Annotated in this window: 20 protein-coding genes; 12 read left to right on the top strand and 8 right to left on the bottom strand. The window is 59.5% G+C overall.

Annotation, left to right across the window (positions count from 1 at the left end; all coding sequences use genetic code 11):
* Positions 1 to 98: 98 nt before the first annotated feature.
* The gene (locus Q2T52_RS05035) at positions 99 to 926 is read right to left on the bottom strand and encodes an aldo/keto reductase (RefSeq protein WP_302075562.1); all 828 of its coding nucleotides are present in this window, start codon (positions 924 to 926) and stop codon (positions 99 to 101) included.
* Between the two features lie 99 nt (positions 927 to 1025).
* Positions 1026 to 2201: an MFS transporter gene (locus Q2T52_RS05030; RefSeq protein WP_302075561.1), complete on the bottom strand. Its 1176-nt coding sequence runs from the start codon at positions 2199 to 2201 to the stop codon at positions 1026 to 1028.
* Positions 2202 to 2329: 128 nt separating this feature from the next.
* On the opposite strand from Q2T52_RS05030, the gene Q2T52_RS05025 reads away from it, so the two are divergent.
* The 3 genes from Q2T52_RS05025 to Q2T52_RS05015 all read left to right on the top strand — a co-directional run bounded on the left by Q2T52_RS05025 (position 2330) and on the right by Q2T52_RS05015 (position 4566).
* Positions 2330 to 3235 carry a LysR family transcriptional regulator gene (locus Q2T52_RS05025; protein WP_302075560.1) on the top strand — a complete coding sequence of 302 codons (906 nt, stop codon included), beginning with the start codon at positions 2330 to 2332 and terminating at the stop codon, positions 3233 to 3235.
* A 96-nt stretch (positions 3236 to 3331) separates the two neighbouring features.
* Complete coding sequence (locus Q2T52_RS05020) at positions 3332 to 3493, top strand: hypothetical protein (protein ID WP_302075559.1); 162 nt, start codon at positions 3332 to 3334, stop codon at positions 3491 to 3493.
* A gap of 185 nt (positions 3494 to 3678) precedes the next feature.
* Complete coding sequence (locus Q2T52_RS05015; RefSeq protein ID WP_302075558.1) at positions 3679 to 4566, top strand: branched-chain amino acid aminotransferase; 888 nt, start codon at positions 3679 to 3681, stop codon at positions 4564 to 4566.
* 328 nt (positions 4567 to 4894) lie between these two features.
* Here Q2T52_RS05015 and Q2T52_RS05010 read toward each other — a convergent pair whose 3' ends face one another.
* On the bottom strand, positions 4895 to 5155 hold the full coding sequence (locus Q2T52_RS05010) for a hypothetical protein (RefSeq protein WP_302075557.1): 261 nt from the start codon (positions 5153 to 5155) through the stop codon (positions 4895 to 4897).
* Positions 5156 to 5345: 190 nt separating this feature from the next.
* Between Q2T52_RS05010 and Q2T52_RS05005 the strand changes: the two genes are divergently transcribed.
* Entirely contained in the window at positions 5346 to 6098 is a 753-nt protein-coding gene (locus Q2T52_RS05005; RefSeq protein ID WP_302075556.1) for a hypothetical protein, read from the top strand.
* 125 nt (positions 6099 to 6223) lie between these two features.
* The gene (locus tag Q2T52_RS05000; protein ID WP_302075555.1) at positions 6224 to 6826 is read left to right on the top strand and encodes a superoxide dismutase; all 603 of its coding nucleotides are present in this window, start codon (positions 6224 to 6226) and stop codon (positions 6824 to 6826) included.
* A gap of 83 nt (positions 6827 to 6909) precedes the next feature.
* Here Q2T52_RS05000 and Q2T52_RS04995 read toward each other — a convergent pair whose 3' ends face one another.
* The gene (locus tag Q2T52_RS04995; RefSeq protein WP_302075554.1) at positions 6910 to 7410 is read right to left on the bottom strand and encodes a GNAT family N-acetyltransferase; all 501 of its coding nucleotides are present in this window, start codon (positions 7408 to 7410) and stop codon (positions 6910 to 6912) included.
* 104 nt (positions 7411 to 7514) lie between these two features.
* Here Q2T52_RS04995 and Q2T52_RS04990 point away from each other — a divergent pair, with 104 nt between their 5' ends.
* The 3 genes from Q2T52_RS04990 (at position 7515) to Q2T52_RS04980 (ending at position 9921) form a co-directional block, all read left to right on the top strand.
* The gene (locus Q2T52_RS04990) at positions 7515 to 8354 is read left to right on the top strand and encodes a metallophosphoesterase (protein WP_302075553.1); all 840 of its coding nucleotides are present in this window, start codon (positions 7515 to 7517) and stop codon (positions 8352 to 8354) included.
* A gap of 129 nt (positions 8355 to 8483) precedes the next feature.
* On the top strand, positions 8484 to 8936 hold the full coding sequence (locus Q2T52_RS04985; RefSeq protein WP_302075552.1) for a c-type cytochrome: 453 nt from the start codon (positions 8484 to 8486) through the stop codon (positions 8934 to 8936).
* 70 nt (positions 8937 to 9006) lie between these two features.
* Positions 9007 to 9921 (top strand): cytochrome c, encoded by a 915-nt coding sequence (locus tag Q2T52_RS04980; protein WP_302075551.1) that lies wholly within the window; start codon positions 9007 to 9009, stop codon positions 9919 to 9921.
* Between the two features lie 13 nt (positions 9922 to 9934).
* Here the strand turns inward: Q2T52_RS04980 and Q2T52_RS04975 are convergent, their stop codons facing one another.
* From Q2T52_RS04975 to Q2T52_RS04965, 3 genes are all read right to left on the bottom strand, one after another.
* On the bottom strand, positions 9935 to 10231 hold the full coding sequence (locus tag Q2T52_RS04975) for a TM2 domain-containing protein (protein WP_302075550.1): 297 nt from the start codon (positions 10229 to 10231) through the stop codon (positions 9935 to 9937).
* Positions 10232 to 10390: 159 nt separating this feature from the next.
* On the bottom strand, positions 10391 to 10978 hold the full coding sequence (locus Q2T52_RS04970) for a YqaA family protein (protein ID WP_302075549.1): 588 nt from the start codon (positions 10976 to 10978) through the stop codon (positions 10391 to 10393).
* A 94-nt stretch (positions 10979 to 11072) separates the two neighbouring features.
* Positions 11073 to 11555: a MarR family winged helix-turn-helix transcriptional regulator gene (locus tag Q2T52_RS04965; protein WP_302075548.1), complete on the bottom strand. Its 483-nt coding sequence runs from the start codon at positions 11553 to 11555 to the stop codon at positions 11073 to 11075.
* A 168-nt stretch (positions 11556 to 11723) separates the two neighbouring features.
* Between Q2T52_RS04965 and Q2T52_RS04960 the strand changes: the two genes are divergently transcribed.
* The 4 genes from Q2T52_RS04960 to Q2T52_RS04945 all read left to right on the top strand — a co-directional run bounded on the left by Q2T52_RS04960 (position 11724) and on the right by Q2T52_RS04945 (position 14061).
* Positions 11724 to 12146 (top strand): organic hydroperoxide resistance protein, encoded by a 423-nt coding sequence (locus Q2T52_RS04960; protein WP_302075547.1) that lies wholly within the window; start codon positions 11724 to 11726, stop codon positions 12144 to 12146.
* A gap of 99 nt (positions 12147 to 12245) precedes the next feature.
* A complete protein-coding gene (locus tag Q2T52_RS04955) occupies positions 12246 to 12629 on the top strand; it encodes an MbcA/ParS/Xre antitoxin family protein (RefSeq protein WP_302075546.1) in 384 nt (127 codons plus the stop codon).
* The gene (locus tag Q2T52_RS04950; protein WP_302075545.1) at positions 12589 to 13350 is read left to right on the top strand and encodes an RES family NAD+ phosphorylase; all 762 of its coding nucleotides are present in this window, start codon (positions 12589 to 12591) and stop codon (positions 13348 to 13350) included. Before Q2T52_RS04955 ends, Q2T52_RS04950 begins: the two co-directional genes overlap by 41 nt.
* 345 nt (positions 13351 to 13695) lie before the next feature.
* Positions 13696 to 14061, top strand: coding sequence for an endonuclease domain-containing protein (locus tag Q2T52_RS04945; protein ID WP_302075544.1), 366 nt, complete (start codon positions 13696 to 13698; stop codon positions 14059 to 14061).
* A gap of 282 nt (positions 14062 to 14343) precedes the next feature.
* Here the strand turns inward: Q2T52_RS04945 and Q2T52_RS04940 are convergent, their stop codons facing one another.
* Positions 14344 to 15642 carry a cytochrome-c peroxidase gene (locus Q2T52_RS04940; RefSeq protein WP_302075543.1) on the bottom strand — a complete coding sequence of 433 codons (1299 nt, stop codon included), beginning with the start codon at positions 15640 to 15642 and terminating at the stop codon, positions 14344 to 14346.
* Positions 15643 to 15818 lie beyond the last annotated feature (176 nt).

Below are 15818 nucleotides of genomic sequence, written 5' to 3'. Positions count from 1 at the left end.
GCCGCGATATACGCACCATGAAGCAGCCGAACGACGTGGGGAAAGCGCGGTCGCGACGACCGCGCTTTCCCACCAATGCCAGGAGGATTGGCCTCTACTCAATCCCAGTGCGGCGGGCGCAGGTGGCCGGGGTTGACGATGCGGCCATCCGGCTTGGCAAGCCGGTGGATCGCCGCCATTTCCTCATCGGTCAGGGCAAAGTCGAAGACATCGAAATTTTCCATCAGGCGGCCTTCGGTCGCCGTCTTGGAAAGTGCAATGATTTCCGGCTGCTGCACGGCCCAACGCAGGGTGATCTGTGCCGGTGTCTTGCCATAGCGCGCGCCGATTTCCTTGAGGATCTCGTCCTGCGGCACCTTGCCGTCCGCCATTAGGTAATAGGCGGTGATGGAAATGCCGAGCTTGCGCGCCGCCTCTATCAGCTTCGACTGGTCGAGGTAAGGGTGATACTCCACCTGGTTGGTGGCGATGGGCGCGTCGGAAAACTTTGCCGCCTCGTTCATCAGCTCGATGTTGAAGTTGGAAATGCCGATATTGCGCACCTTCCCGGCCTTTTTCACCTCGTTGAGGTTGCCCATGCGCTCAGCAAGCGTCACATCGCTCTGCGGCCAGTGCAGGAGAAGCAGGTCGACATAATCGGTCTTGAGCTTCTTCAGGCTTTCATCCACGGAAGCGATGAAATCGGCATGGCGGTATTTATCCACCCAGACCTTTGTCGTGAGGAAGATATCGCTACGGGAGACGCCGGAATCGTGGATCGCCTGACCGACCTCCGCTTCGTTGCCATAGATCTGCGCCGTATCGACATGGCGGAAGCCGAGCTGGATGGCTTTCGGTACGACGCGCAGCACATCTGCGCCGGGCATGCGGAAGGTACCGAAACCAAGCGCCGGAATCTGGGCGCCATTGGCGTTTACAAGATGCATGAGGAACTCCTTTGGGAGAATGGACCGGTCACCACCGGTCAAAAAAAGAGGCCCGACTAACATGGGCCTCAAAGCGGAAGCTTCAAGCCGAACGCCGTTTCAGCGGGCCGAAAGAGCGGCCTTATCCTGCCGTAGATCGTCCTTCATCGCCAACAGCGCAACGATCACCGCGGCGACCGGGAACAACGCCGAAACATAAGGCACGCTGGACAGGCCAGGACCATGATCGATGGCATAGCCGCCCGCCCAGGCACCCAGCGCATTGCCGAGATTGAAGGCGGCAATGTTGAAGGAGGAAGCCAGCTGTTCGCCCGCACCCTTGGCCTTTCCCAGCACCCACATCTGCAGCGGCGCGACGGTGGCAAAGGCTGCGATACCGATGATGCCGACGATGGCCACCGTTGACCATGCCGATTGGAAGGCAAGCGGCGTGATAGCAAGCGCGACGAAAAGCGCCGCCAGCGTGCCGAGCACGGTGCCCTTCAGGCTGCGATCCGCCATCTTGCCGCCGAGGATGTTGCCGGCAATCATGCCGCCGCCGAAGACCAGAAGGATGGGCGAGACAGCATTTTCCGGCAGGTATGCGATGTCGGTGAGCAGGGGCGCGATATAGGTGAAGAGGGCAAAGACGCCGCCATAGCCGAGCACGGTGGTCAGCAGACCGAGCAGAACGGGCACGCGCAGGATCGCGGCAAGGTCTTCGCGCCAGTTGGATGCCTCCGGCCTTTCGCTCTCGCGCGGCAAAACGCTGGTGATAATGGCAAGCGCCACGACGCCGATCAGCGAGACTGCCCAGAAGGTGGACCGCCAGCCGTAATGCTGGCCGAGCCAGGTGCCGAAGGGTACGCCCAGTAGATTGGCAACGGTGAGCCCGGTAAACATCAGCGCAATGGCGGAAGCGCGCTTGTCTGCCGTCACCAGCTTGGTGGCGACGACCGAGCCGACACCGAAAAAGGTGCCATGGGCAAGCGCTGTGACGACGCGGGCTGCCATCAGGATGGCATAACTTGGCGCCAGCGCGCAGATGGCATTGCCGAGAATGAAGATCAGCATCAGGCCGATCAGTACGGACTTCCTCGGTAGCCGGCCCGTGAGGATGGTGAGAACAGGCGCGCCGGCGACGACACCGAGCGCATAGCCCGAAATTAGAAGGCCAGCGGTAGCGATCGAGACGTGGATATCGGCGGCGACCTGCGGCAGCAGACCCATGATGACGAATTCGGTGACGCCGATACCGAAGGCACCGGCTGCGAGGGCGTAAAGAGCAAGTGGCATGCGGTTTCTCCTTGGGAGATGAAGCGCTTAAGATGATCATTGAGGAATTCTCTGTTGCAGAGATAGAAGATTCATATTCCGTTCCGTAGACTGCCTTCCGGAACATCATTTGTGATTTGAATTCAAAAATGGCTCGATGGGATATCAATCGCTCCGGCGAGATGGAGGTGTTTGTGGAAGTGGTGCAGCGGGGCGGTTTTTCCGCCGCGGCCCGCAGCCTTGGCATGACTCCGTCAGCGGTCAGCAAGCTTGTGACGCGGCTGGAGAAGCGGCTTGCCGTGCGCCTCATCATCCGCTCAACACGGCAGTTTCAGCTGACACCGGAGGGCCGGGAATTCTTCGAACGCGCCTCCACCATTCTCGCCAGCATCGAGGATGCGGAGCGTGCAGCGGCATCGTCCGTCGAGGCTGTGGGGCGCATTCGGCTCAACAGCAGCTCCGTCTATTGCACCCATGTTCTGAACCCGCTTCTGCCGGAATTCCTGTCGCTCTATCCCGGCGTCACCCTGGATATCGCCCAGACCGACGCCGTGATCGATCTGATGGCTGACCATGCCGACGTCGCGGTACGTACCGGCCCCCTGAAGAGCTCCAGCCTTGTGGCGCGCAAGCTTGGCTCCACGCGCATGGTGGTCGCGGCATCTCCCACCTATCTGGAGCGGCGCGGCATGCCGACCCATCCGCGTGATCTGGAGACGCATTCGCTCTTGCGCTTTTCCTACAGCCGCAGCCTGCGCGACTGGGCTTTCAGCGTGGATGGCGAGCCCTATTCCGTAACGCCGTCAGGCCCGGTGCAGGTCAATGATGGCGAAGGCATGCGGCAACTGGCACTCGCTGGCCTTGGTATCGTGCGCATGGGAGAATTCGTCTTGCGGGAGGACATTGCGCGCGGCCGGCTCGTGCCGCTTCTGGAAGAATTCAACCCGGATGACCGGGAGGATTTTTACGCGGTTTATGTGGGACAGGGCGGGCCGCTTCCGTCGCGGGTTCGTGCGCTCTTGGACTTTCTGGCGCTGAAGGGGAAAGTCGGTTGATGAGGACTTTGCGCCAGATCATCACCAAGTGATCGAATTTGTGCCCTATCCGTAAGCTATCTATAAAATGATCCGCGAACGGGGGAGCGAGGCGTTATGCGTATTACATGGTTTCTGTTGATCCTGGCTCTGATCGCCATTGTGCTCAGCATTCCCCTGATCGACCGCAACCACCCGATGGACAGCAGGTCGCCGCAAAGCCTGAAGAGCGACAACGCGCCGCTGCTGCCGCCACCTCCAGCGCAACGGCAACCGTGAGGCATGATTGATCACCAAATGTGATGTGCCCATGCGGTCCTCTGGTGGGTAAAGCAGCGGGATTTCAACAGAGCAGGGTTTACCAGCAATATTCTTTCTATCCTTTCACGGCGGGCAGAAAATTCTTGACCACCCGCGTGTGTGGGCCTTCACTCAGCGGATTATAGCCGTTTGAGGAGAAAATGATGCCCGTCGATACCACGCCCCGCAGCACCACCTGGACCTATGTCGATGGCGAATGGATCTCGGGCAACCCGCCGCTGATCGGGCCGACTTCACATGCCATGTGGCTTGGCACGACGGTGTTCGACGGCGCCCGCTGGTTCGATGGCATCGCGCCGGACCTTGACCTGCATTGCCAGCGGGTCAACCGCTCAGCAACCGCCATGGGCATGAAGCCTGTCATGGCGGCGGAAGAGATCGAGCGGCTGGCCTGGGAGGGTGTCAAGAAGTTCGATGGCAAGACCGCCATCTACATCAAGCCGATGTATTGGGCCGAGCACGGCTCGTCCTTCTCGGTTGTTGCAGCCGATCCGGACTCGACACGTTTCGCGCTCTGCCTGTTTGAGGCAGCGATGCATACGGCAAAACCATCCTCCATCACCGTATCGCCGTTCCGCCGCCCGAACCCGGAAGTGGCGATGACCGGTGCCAAGACCGGCAGCCTCTATCCCAACAGCGGCCGCGCCATCATCGAGGCGAAGAGCCGCGGCTTCGACAATGCGCTGATGCGCGACATGAACGGCAATGTGGCGGAAACCGCCTCCTCCAACATCTTCCTGGTCAAGGACGGCGTTGTCATGACGCCGGTGCCGAACGGCACCTTCCTCGCCGGCATCACCCGTTCCCGCGTCATCGGCCTCTTGCGCGCCGGCGGCTACGAGGTGCGCGAATGCACGCTGACCGTGCAGGATTTCGAGAGCGCCGACGAGATCTTCACGTCAGGCAACTATTCCAAGATCGTTCCGGTCACACGCCTGGATGACAAGAATTTCCAGGAAGGCCCGGTCGGCCGCAAGGCGCTGGAGCTTTACATGGATTGGGCAAGGGCCGGCGCGAAAGCGGCGGCGTAAGCGCTGAGCTGGCGCAGGATTGAACGCTATAACTGTTATGCTATATTACAGGTGTGAGCCGGAAGTTCGCGCTCCCGGCTCGCGTTTGCTTATCCTAAGATATTGACCCGCACGATCACTTGCCAGCTCGTGCGGATTTTCCTCAGGATAAGTGTGATGCTAAGCGGCATAACCCACATTGCGATCACTCCTGTTCGAAAGCAAAGCCGTTTGCCTCGGCCGGTGCGGCTCATCCTCACCGGTCAGCGCCGGCTGGCACAGCGCTTGCTGCTTCTGCTCTCTATGCGAGCATTAAGCAAACAGAGCGCCTTTAAGGCAACCTCGAAGATTACTTCTTCCTGAATTCCGGAAGCGTGCTGGGCGTCGACTCGAAGTTCAGCTTGCTATCTGAGAGATCGATCATTTCGATCTTTTGCGTGGCACGTGAGTAGATGCAGAGCCAGGCCGTATCCGGTCGAGCGGAGGGGTCCGTTTCCCTTGCAAGCGCCACGCCGTAGCTCTCGGAGCCCAGCGGATCGACCAGGAAGGCAGGCTTCGACAAGAGCTTGTATTCCTCGACGGAGCTTCGGCATTTGCGCTCGATATCCATCGCGAATCCGTTGAGCTGATCGTCCGATTGGGCATGAGCGGGCCCAACCAATGATGCCGCTGAGAGCAGAAGCGCGACGCAATCATTTAGGGAAATATGGATAGGAACAACCTTTCTATCGCAACCTAAACGCATTTTTAGTAGCTTTGGACACTTCTGGTGGAGCGACATTTTTCTACTGGAGAATACAATGAATTCCCAAATAATTCCTGCCAAATCGCTTTTTGAGCTGCATGAAATCCCTCTTAGAAAGGGCAAACCTGATTTTGCTAATCTGGAAGCAGTTCGCCTTCCCGGCGAATTTTCAGGGAACAAAGGTATTTATGGTGTATTTTATAACGACGTTCTCATTTACACGGGCATCTCCTTCAACCTGAACCCGAACCCGCAAATAGATCCTATTATCGAGCGCTGGCAGATGCATCTGACTTATTTTGCACTACGCTCACCACACGTATGCTTCTCGCCACGCAATATGCATCGGATACTTAATTATCTAGAAGCGGATTTTGTTAATGCATACCGAAATATTTTAGGAAAACAACAACCGTCTTTAGCTGATTTGAAAAAACTTGAGGCGGAAAAGCATCCACTGCTTAATGGTCGGTCAAGCAGCTTTAAGAAAGCGCGCTTTGCGGCGAACAATTGGCCTGCATTACAAAAAAATGATTACATTGAGAGCTTCTCGTTTACTTACAAAGCCCTTCCCTTACCAACTAATGATTCAAGTAATTCGCCTCCTGAAAAAGATAATAAGCAGATGCGATATGAGCTACTCATCAGAGAATCTCAGCTGGTGGACATGTTCCAGCCCATCTGCAATGATGAAACCGTAATCGAGAAGCCCGGCGTTGACCAGGAAACCTTCCTGGCAGCCTGCGAGGAAGTGATGAAGCCGGTCTCCGAGTGGAACTTTCCCTTGCCCAACGCAGCTGCAAGCTAACGTCTGAAGTTCCGTCAACACCGTCTTGAATTTTGGTTCGGGAACAGGTTGCCACCTGCCGGTCGCACGCCTATGTTCCCGTCACCTCACGCTTTTCGAACTCGATGCCAAGAGGAGATGATTTCATGGCTTTTGAACTTCCCGAACTCCCCTACGATTACGAAGCCCTGCAGCCCTTCATGTCGAAGGAAACGCTGGAATACCACCACGACAAGCATCACAAGGCATATGTCGACAACGGCAACAAGCTGGCCGCTGAAGCCGGCATGGCGGATCTGTCGCTCGAGGAAGTCGTCAAGAAGTCCTTCGGCACCAATCAGGGTCTCTTCAACAATGCTGCCCAGCACTACAACCACGTCCATTTCTGGAAGTGGATGAAGAAGGGCGGCGGCGGCAACAAGCTGCCGGGCAAGCTGCAGGCTGCCATCGACAGCGATCTCGGCGGCTACGACAAGTTCAAGGCTGACTTCATCGCTGCCGGCACCACGCAGTTCGGCTCCGGCTGGGCCTGGCTTTCCCTGAAGGATGGCAAGCTCGTCATCTCCAAGACCCCGAACGGCGAAAACCCGCTTGTTCACGGCGCGTCCCCGATCCTCGGCGTCGACGTATGGGAACACTCCTACTACATTGACTACCGCAATGCGCGTCCGAAGTATCTGGAAGCCTTCGTCGACAGCCTGATCAACTGGGACTACGTCCTGGAACTCTACGAAGCAGCTTCGAAGTAAGCCGCTTGTTGATTTTCGATGTGAAGCGCCCGGTGGTTTCCGCCGGGCGTTTTGTTTTGGTGGGCGGTGTTTCGGTGGCCCCTTCACTCCGCAAGCTTTGCCCAGCGTTCATGATCGCGCCACGCGCCGTTGATCTTCAGGTAGCGGGGCGAGAAGCCTTCCTTCTGGAAACCGCAGCGCTGCACCAGAGCAATGGAACGCTCATTGCCCGGCTGGATGTTAGCTTCCACCCGGTTGAGGCCGATCTCATCGAACGCGTGATGCAGCACTTGGCCGAGCGCCTGCGTCATTAAGCCCTGCCCGGCCAATGGCGCCATGCCGTAATAGCCAAGATAGCAACTGCGAAAATTGCCAAGCACGATATTGCTGAGATTGAAGACCCCAACGATCTCCCGCGTTGCCTTGATACGCGCCAGCAGGCTGACATTGGCGCCGGTCAGAGTTTGTGCAAACCAGTTGTCGAAGGCTGCATCGTCCGTTGGTGGCGAGACCCATGGGTGATGAAGCGCGGCGCTCTCGCGATTGGCTTCGATCACTTCGGCTCCATCGCTGCGCATCACCGGCCGCACATCAAGTTCGATCATCGCAAACCTCCAAAAGGTTGGCGGATAGTCTGCGCTCTTGACGAGGTCAATCGCTTCGGCCACCTGTCACGTCTCTGTCACCGATCCGGCCTATCTCGCACAGCATGACTGAACAGCCCCTCCTCCGCATCGGCGTGATCGCCGATCCCCAATATGCCGATCTGGATCCGAACCCGGCGCTCAACCGGTATTTCCGCGAAAGCGTCGCCAAGATCTCAGCGGCGATCGAGACCTTCGAAGGCGAAGATCTTGCCTTCGTCATCACGCTGGGCGACCTGATCGATCGCGGCTTTGAGAATTTCGCGCCGGCCTTGGCCGCCTATGCGCCATCGCGTCACGAGTGCCTGTTTCTGCCCGGAAACCACGATTACCTGATCGCGCCGGAAAAGATCGCGGACCTGCCCACCGTTCTCGGCATGCCGGCCCCCTATTACAGTTTCCACAAGGCTGGCATCCGCTTCCTCATCATCAATGGCTGCGAGGACAGCCTGTTTGCCACCGCCGACAATCTGGAGCGACAGGAACAAGCGCGCCGCCGGCTGCTCGCCCTCAAAGCCGAGGGTGCAGCCAATGCGATGGACTGGAACGCCGGGCTGACTGACACGCAGTTTGCCTGGATCGAGGCGGAACTTGCCGCAGCGAAGGCAGCGGGCGAACCGGTCATCGTGATGGGCCATTATCCCATCTACCCCGAACACGATCACAATCTATGGGATTGGCAGCGGCTGGCAAAGCTGTTCGAGCAAAACCCGCAGGTGATCGCCTATCTTTGCGGCCACAACCATCAGGGCAATCTCGGGCGCTTCGGCAACACCTGGTGCATCAACTTTCGCGGCATGGTGGATACGCCAGCCGAAAACGCCTTTGCCATTCTGAACCTCCATGCTGCTCACATCGAGATCCAGGGTTTCGGCAGGCAGGAAAGCTTGACGCTGAGGCGTTGAAAGTGAAGATGTCGGGATCACATTTGCGTGTGATCGCGTTAAGAAAACGTGATTTCTTTCAAGCGGATGGAATCTCCATCATGCCTCCGTTTTCAAAGCGGCAGTGCCGCTGACCAAGGGAGAGTGTCTATGAAATCCAAGGTGGTTATCGCGGCTGCGATTGCCCTCTGTCTGGGCGCCGGCGTTGCCGGCATGGCCAGCGCTGCCGGTGAACCGCAGGTGGTTCGCCAGGGCTTGATGAAGAAGGTCGGCGGCTCGCTGGGCGCGCTCAGTGCGATTGCCAAGGGCACCAAGCCCTATGATGCGGCAACGGTGAAGGCATCGCTTTCGGCCATCAGCGAATCCGCCAAGGCTTTCCCGGAGCAGTTCCCGGCAGGCTCCGAAACCGGTTTTGAAACGAGCGCGGCACCGGCCATCTGGCAGAACATGGCAGACTTCAAGGCACGCGCCGCAAAGCTCGGCTCGGATGCAGATGCGATCCTGGCGTCCATGCCGGCGGACCAGGCGGGCGTTGCGCAAGCCATCGAAAAGCTGGGCGCAGACTGCAGCGCCTGCCACCAGACTTACCGTCTGAAGCGCTGATCGGCGCATCGTCCATGCCGCCGCGCCATGCCTGGCGCGGCGTTTCTGTTGATCGGCGGGGGAGTTATCAATGGCACGCACATGGACCAAGCTTGCAGCGGGCGTCGTTGCCATCGCGGTCGCAGGTGTTGCGGTCGGGATCGCGGTGACAAAACCGCAGCGCCAACCGGCAGATCACTGGGCCAATCTGGGGGCGCCGGATCTGGCCAATGGCGAGAAGGTGTTCTGGGCGGGCGGATGCGTCAGCTGTCATGCAGACCCGAGTGCCGAGGGTGACGCGCTGAAGATCATGTCGGGCGGGCGGGCGTTGAAAACGCCGTTCGGCACGTTCCATGTACCCAATATCTCACCGGACAAGCACGCCGGCATCGGCGGTTGGACGCTGGCGCAGTTTGGCGATGCCATGACGCGCGGCGTGGGCGATGACGGCGAACACCTTTATCCGTCCTTCCCCTATGGATCCTATGCGCGGCTGACGCCGAAGGACATCAACGACCTCTACAGTTATCTCAAAACCCTACCGCCCAGCAGCAATGTGGCCCTGCCACACGAATTGTCCTTCCCCTTCAACATGCGCATCGCGCTTGGGGGCTGGAAAATGCTGTACCTGACGGATGCGCCGCGCGTGCAGCTGGGCTCTGCAGACGAGAAGGTGAAGCGCGGGCAGTATCTGGTGGAAGGCCCCGGCCATTGCGGCGAATGCCACACGCCCCGCGATGCATTGGGCGGCTTCCAGAAGGACAAGTGGCTGGCGGGCGGCCCGGACCCGGAAGGCAAGGGCAGCATTCCCAACATCACGCCCGGTTCCAAGAAGGTGGGCAGCTGGAGCGAGGATGATATCGCCAACTATCTCGAAAGCGGCTTCACACCGGATTTCGACAGCGTCGGTGGAAGCATGGTCGACGTACAGAAGAACATCGCCCATCTGCCGAAAGGCGACCTGCAGGCCATTGCAGCCTATCTGAAGTCGGTTCCGGCGCGCTGATCAGCGCGCCCTATCATGCCACCACGCTGCTTAACAGCGCAATCCGGTTGCTCCGTTTCGGTATCTTAAAGCGATGGCTTTCGACCGGATGGACATTTTCCCAGGCAGAGGAAATCTCACGCAGCAGATTGGCCTTGCGCACCATCGGTATCAGTCGGAACAGATCAATGATCTGACCGATCCCGCAAAGGCCAAATGTCAACAACCACAAAAGGCCAGTGCGGCGACGTCCCGTATAGAACCGGTGTACGCCGCAAATGCCAATGAAGACAAAAAGCCAGAAAAAGAAAGCAACGAGAACCGACTTCATGACTTCCCCGAGACGCCTGCGGTAGAACTTTGACGCTACAACAAAGTTGATAAACACGAAAGAGTTTTACTGCTGACTGGTTGTCCGCAGGGCAATCGATTGGAGGAATGGTAAATTTTGTCGGCCTCGGCCGATCAGGTTCGGTTGGGGCGTTTCGGGCTAATGCAGCAGCTTGTAGGCCACATATCCAATGATCACCACCGCAGCGACAACTATAGTGATCAGCCCCAGGCGCTTCTCGATGAAGTGGCTGATATCCTCGCCATAACGCTGCAGTAGGAAGGCCAGCGCATAGAAGCGCGCGCCACGCGCCACCACCGCCGATAGGATGAAGAGCGTCAGATCGACATTGGCCACGCCGGACAGGATCGTCACCACCTTGATCGGCGGCAGATGCGCCAGGCCCGACGTGACCAGAAGCAGCAGGATGGTTTCGTAATCGATCGATTTCGACAGTTCGTTGAACGTGTCGAGCTTGCCGTAGAAGGCCAGCACCGGTTCAGCGATCGCCTGAAAGGCGTAACGGCCGATGGCCCAGCCCAGAATGCCACCGAGGACGGAAGCGACGGTCGCAATCGTCGCATACCAATAGGCGCGCTTGGGCTTGGCCAGTACCATGGGCAGAAAAAGCACATCCGCCGGCACCAGGAAGAACGAGCTTTCCACGAAGGCGATGGTGGCCAGCCACCAGGCGGCAGCCTTGCGGGCGGCAAGCGCCATGGTCCAGGCATAGAGATTACGCAGCATCAGATATGTCTCGATTGACCGTTAACCGACGCGATACCTTTCCAAAGCAGCGCTGACAAGAGTGGAGCGGGTGTCATAATCTTGTGTGTTCCCGTCAGGCCGCTCGCCCCTCGCCGCCGTCACCCTTCAGCAGGTTGGCTTCCAATAGCCGAAGCCGTTCGCGCAGGCTTTCCAGTTCCGCAATCGTGCAGCCGGTGGCCTGGCCGATGGCGGTAGCCACGCCCGCCGTCTCCTCCTGCATCTGCCGACCCCTGTCCGTCAGCGTAATATTGACCTGCCGCTCATCCTGCTTGCTGCGCACGCGCGACACCAGCCCCGCCTGCTCCAGCCGTTTCAGAAGGGGCGACAGCGTTCCGGAATCCAGCCCCAGCGCCTCCCCCAGCGCCTTGACCGGCTGGCCATCCTTTTCCCAGAGGCTGATCATCACCAGATACTGCGGATAGGTTAGACCCAGCGGGTCGAGCAGTGGCTTATAGGCGCGGGAAAAAGCATGCGAGGCGCCATAGAGTGCGAAGCACACCATCTGGTTCAGCTTGATATCCTCACCCATCCTGATCTTCTCGGTCTTGCTCATCATCTATCCTCGGCGGCGCTTGTCCGACACCTTCATTGAGATATCACATCGGCGCTCTAGTTTTTCCATTGTCGCAGTCTTGACGATCAACTGCAATGTGCCTAATTAGATAGTGCGCAACACAATTGCACACAATATTTACACCCGAGTTTCAAACCTAAGGAGACGCACATGCCTATTCTCTACACCACCAAAGGTTCCGCCACCGGCGGTCGTGCCGGCCACGGCGCTTCCGAAAACGGCGTTCTCGATGTCACGCTGACGGTTCCGAAGGAACTGGGCGGCGATGGCGCCACCGGCACCAACCCGGAGCAGCTGTTTTCCGTCGGTTACTCCGCCTGCTTCCTCGGCGCGCTGAAGTTCGTCGCCGGCCAGGCCAAGGTGAAGGTGCCCGATGATGCCAAGGTCACGGCGACTGTTGGCATTGGCCCGCGTGAAGATGGCGGCGGCTTCGGCATCGAAGTTTCGCTCTCTGTCAGCCTGCCCGGCATCGACCGCGCCGTTGCGGAAGATCTTGTGGCCAAGGCCCACATCGTCTGCCCCTACAGCCACGCGATGCGCACCTCGACCGAAGTTCCGGTCACGGTTGAGTAATCCGACACGATATTCGCCTTCAGGAGAGCCGCCTCGTGCGGCTCTTCTTGCATTTGAGAGATGAACTGCTATTTTCTTTCTCAAGAAAGGAACTTCGCCATGTCATCGCTCGCGCTTTCATCCCCCCGCTCCGTCTCCGAAGGGGCCGTTGTTGCCAAGGCGGTTGTGAACGCGGCGGAACAGCTGGGCCTGAATGGCCGCAGGCTGGGCGATGTGCTTGGCCTTTCGGAAGCCTCTGTCAGCCGCCTGAAGAAGGCCGAACTCGTCCTGCAACCGGGCGACAAGGCCTTTGAACTGGCTCTGCTGCTGATCCGCCTGTTCCGATCTCTCGATGCCATCACTGGCGGCGACAGCCATGTGGCGCGGCTGTGGATGCAGAACGACAATACGGCGCTGGGCGCCAGACCGCTCGACAAGATTTCCACCATCACAGGCCTGATCGATGTCCTCTCCTATCTGGACGCCCGACGCGCTCTCGTCTGAGGCGCGGCCTCTGAAGGGCGACTTCTGGCGGCTGGTCGAGGCGCAGCACCAGGTCTCGACCATGAAGCTGGTCGACAGCGCCGAGGAGCAGGCGCTGCTGGAACAGCTGCTGGAGGGCACGAAACCGACACTGCCACCGGAAGCGCAAGGGCTGGATTATCTGCTGGCAACGCCCTTCCGCTATGGCGCGGTCTATCCGCATGGCTCCCGGTTTCGGCGCGCCGGGCGCACGCTCGGCGTCTATTATGCGGCCGCTGAGATATCGACCGCGGTTGCGGAAATGGCATTCTACCGATTGCTCTTCTATGTGGAATCGCCCGCAACGCCGCTGCCCGCCAACCCGGCGGAGTACACCGCTTTTTCGGCGCGCATCGCGACCGCGCACTCGCTGGACCTGACCGAGCCGCCGCTTGCCCGTGACCGCGACGCCTGGGAGCACCCGACCCGATATGCCGCATGCCAGGACCTGGCCGATGCGGCACGTCTCGCCGGCATAGAGGCCATTCTCTACCGATCGGTGCGCGACCCCGCGGGTGGCAAGAGCCTGGCAATGCTTTCGGCAACCGCCTTCGCGCTGAAGGAGCCGGTGGAGCGCCGCAGCTGGCGCATCCATCTCTCCACCAGCCATGTGCAGGCGCTGTGTGATTACCCACGCCAGCGGCTGGGCTTTGCGCTGGCGGATTTTCAGGGAGATCCGCGGATTGCGGCAAGGTTTGGATAGAAAGTCCGCAGGCGCTTACCCGCTCTTCCGATTTTTCGGAATGAAACACCCCCTCTGCCCTGCCGGCCATCTCCCCCACAAGGGGGGAGATCAGCAGAACGGCTGCCCGCTCGCCCTGCCATGACCGTTGTACGCGGAAGCCCCTGAGGACCGATGGGGAACGAGACGGTGCGGCAACTGATCTCCCACCGTGTGGCGGGGTCCGAAGGACGGGGCGAGACCCGTGGCTCGACCAACAGAGGCAGGGCAGAGGGGGGGTGGACGTCAAATCAACTGCATCCTCTTGCATGACAACCAGAGGGCGATCATGTTGATGGGATCGCCAACCCCGATCCTTCGCGCTTCATGCCGCACACACCCATACCACCGCAACGGCGCGCAAACGCAAAACGCATGCGCAAGGCGATGACCGATGCCGAACTGAAACTGTGGAACGCTGTTCGCGCTCATCGGCTGATGGGTCTCGGGTTCAGGAGGCAGGTCCCCATTGCCGGATACATCGTTGATTTTGCCTGCCCCGAGGAGCGGCTCGTTGTGGAACTAGACGGCAGCCAGCATACAGAAGACCAAGTACGCCGCTATGACGCAGTGAGAACTGCGCGTCTTGAGGCCGATGGCTGGACGGTGATCCGCTTCCAGAATGAGGACGTGCTGAAGGATCTCGATAATGTCTGTCTTCACATCTTGGCGGTGCTCGGGCGGGTGCGGTGAAGGCGTTGTTGGCCCGTCTATCGCGGAGGATCAACTTCACCCCCCTCTGGCCTGCCGGCCATCTCCCCCACACGGGGGGAGATCAGTTGCAGCGCCGTCTCGTTCCCCATCGGTCCTCAGCGCCTGGGTATTCCACGTTGAACGGTCATGACAGGGCGAGCGGGCAACCGTTCTGCTGATCTCCCCCCGTGTGGGGGAGATGCCCGGCAGGGCAGAGGGGGGTGTTTGGGAGTGGTGAACAATTCCGGCCAGTCTGGTTGGACGCAGGCCTTCAAAACTGCCTCACCGCGCCTCCGCGACACCCACCAGATCCGCATCGGTGAGCGTTTTGAGAAACGCCACGATATCGTCAATCTCGGCATCAGTGAGCGCCGGTGTATCGCCCGGCTTCTTGCCGAAGGGCGCATCCTGGTTGAGGTTCGCCCAATATTCCTTCGGCAGGTCGTCATACTGGTTCACGCTGCCATCGGCATTCTTCGAGTACCAATGGCCGGGATCGGTATCGCGGGTGGCGTAGAAGGCGACAGCATCGCGGAGATCATGGAAGACGCCATTGTGGAAGAAGCTTTTCTTCAATGCCACATTGCGCAGCGTCGGCGTGCGGAACAGGCCGCAGTAGTCCGGCCGATCCTTGAAATCCGTCCGGTAAGGACCGCAAAGGCCGAGATCGTGATAGGCCGGATCGGCATTGGCGGGGATTGCCGGGTTGCGCGGTACGGCCAGCCCCAGCATGCCGAAATCGGAAAACTGCGGCGGCGAACCGTCATTGGCGCGCTCGCTGATATGACAGCTCGAACAGTTGCCCTTCTTCTCGTCCTGGAACAGTTCCAGCCCATGCTTCTCCTGGGCGGTCAGCTCCGCCTTGCCGGCCAGATAGGCGTCATAGCGGCTGGAATAGGGATAGAAGAGGTCCGGCGTCTGCTCGAAGGCGGCGAGCGACTTCACCGCCGCCTCCAGCGCATCCTCCGGCTTTTCAAAGATGTCTGAACCGAACACCGCCTTGAATTCGCTGGCGTAACTGGCAGCGGCAAGCGACTTCGCCACATCACCGGCATCGCGGTTCGCCATCTCGTTCGGGGCCAGCAGCGGGATCTTGGCCTGCTCCGCGCCGCCATCCACACGCCCATCCCAGGTGAGGCCGCCGGTCGGGCCGTTGTCGATGCTCTCATCCGCCTCGTCTTCGGATTCGAAATAATGCTCGGTGAATTGCGGCGTGGCCTGCAGGTAACGCAGGCTGGGCACGGCGCGCACGCCCGGCTGGTCCATGGCAGGCCCGCCCATCACGACAGGATCGATCCTGCCGTAACCGAAACCGCGGGCAGGCTCGTGACAGGTGGAACATCCCTCCTGCCCCGAAGCCGACAGCGAGGGATCGGAAAACATCTTTTTGCCCAATGCTGCCAGCGCCTCCGCGCGCGCAAAGGCTTCCGGCCGGCTCATCGGCCCCGGATGCAGGCCGACGGGAAAAGCAGGCGCTGCCGCCTGGCCCTGCCGAACCACGGCGACGGCGCCGATGCTGAGCGTGGCGGAAAAGACGATTGCGGAGAGGCAAAGGGTACGGGCAAAGCGTTTCGTCAACATGAGAGGGCACGGGTCCGGCAATGAAGAGTCTCGGGTCAATCTGCTCTTTCTTGAGCACACCCCGCAACATTCCGATGACAGCGCCCGGCCTCTCAACAACACAGTTTTGTGAAGGAAAGCTGTCATGAAGCTGACAGGCGAAATCCTTATGCCATACTGCGCGAGGGTGCTTTCCT

Origin of the sequence: Rhizobium oryzicola (assembly GCF_030504645.1) — a bacterium.
Classification (GTDB): Bacteria; Pseudomonadota; Alphaproteobacteria; order Rhizobiales; family Rhizobiaceae; genus Neorhizobium; species Neorhizobium oryzicola.
Note: the sequence above shows the minus strand (reverse complement) of the source record. Positions and strands in the feature narration are given on the sequence as shown.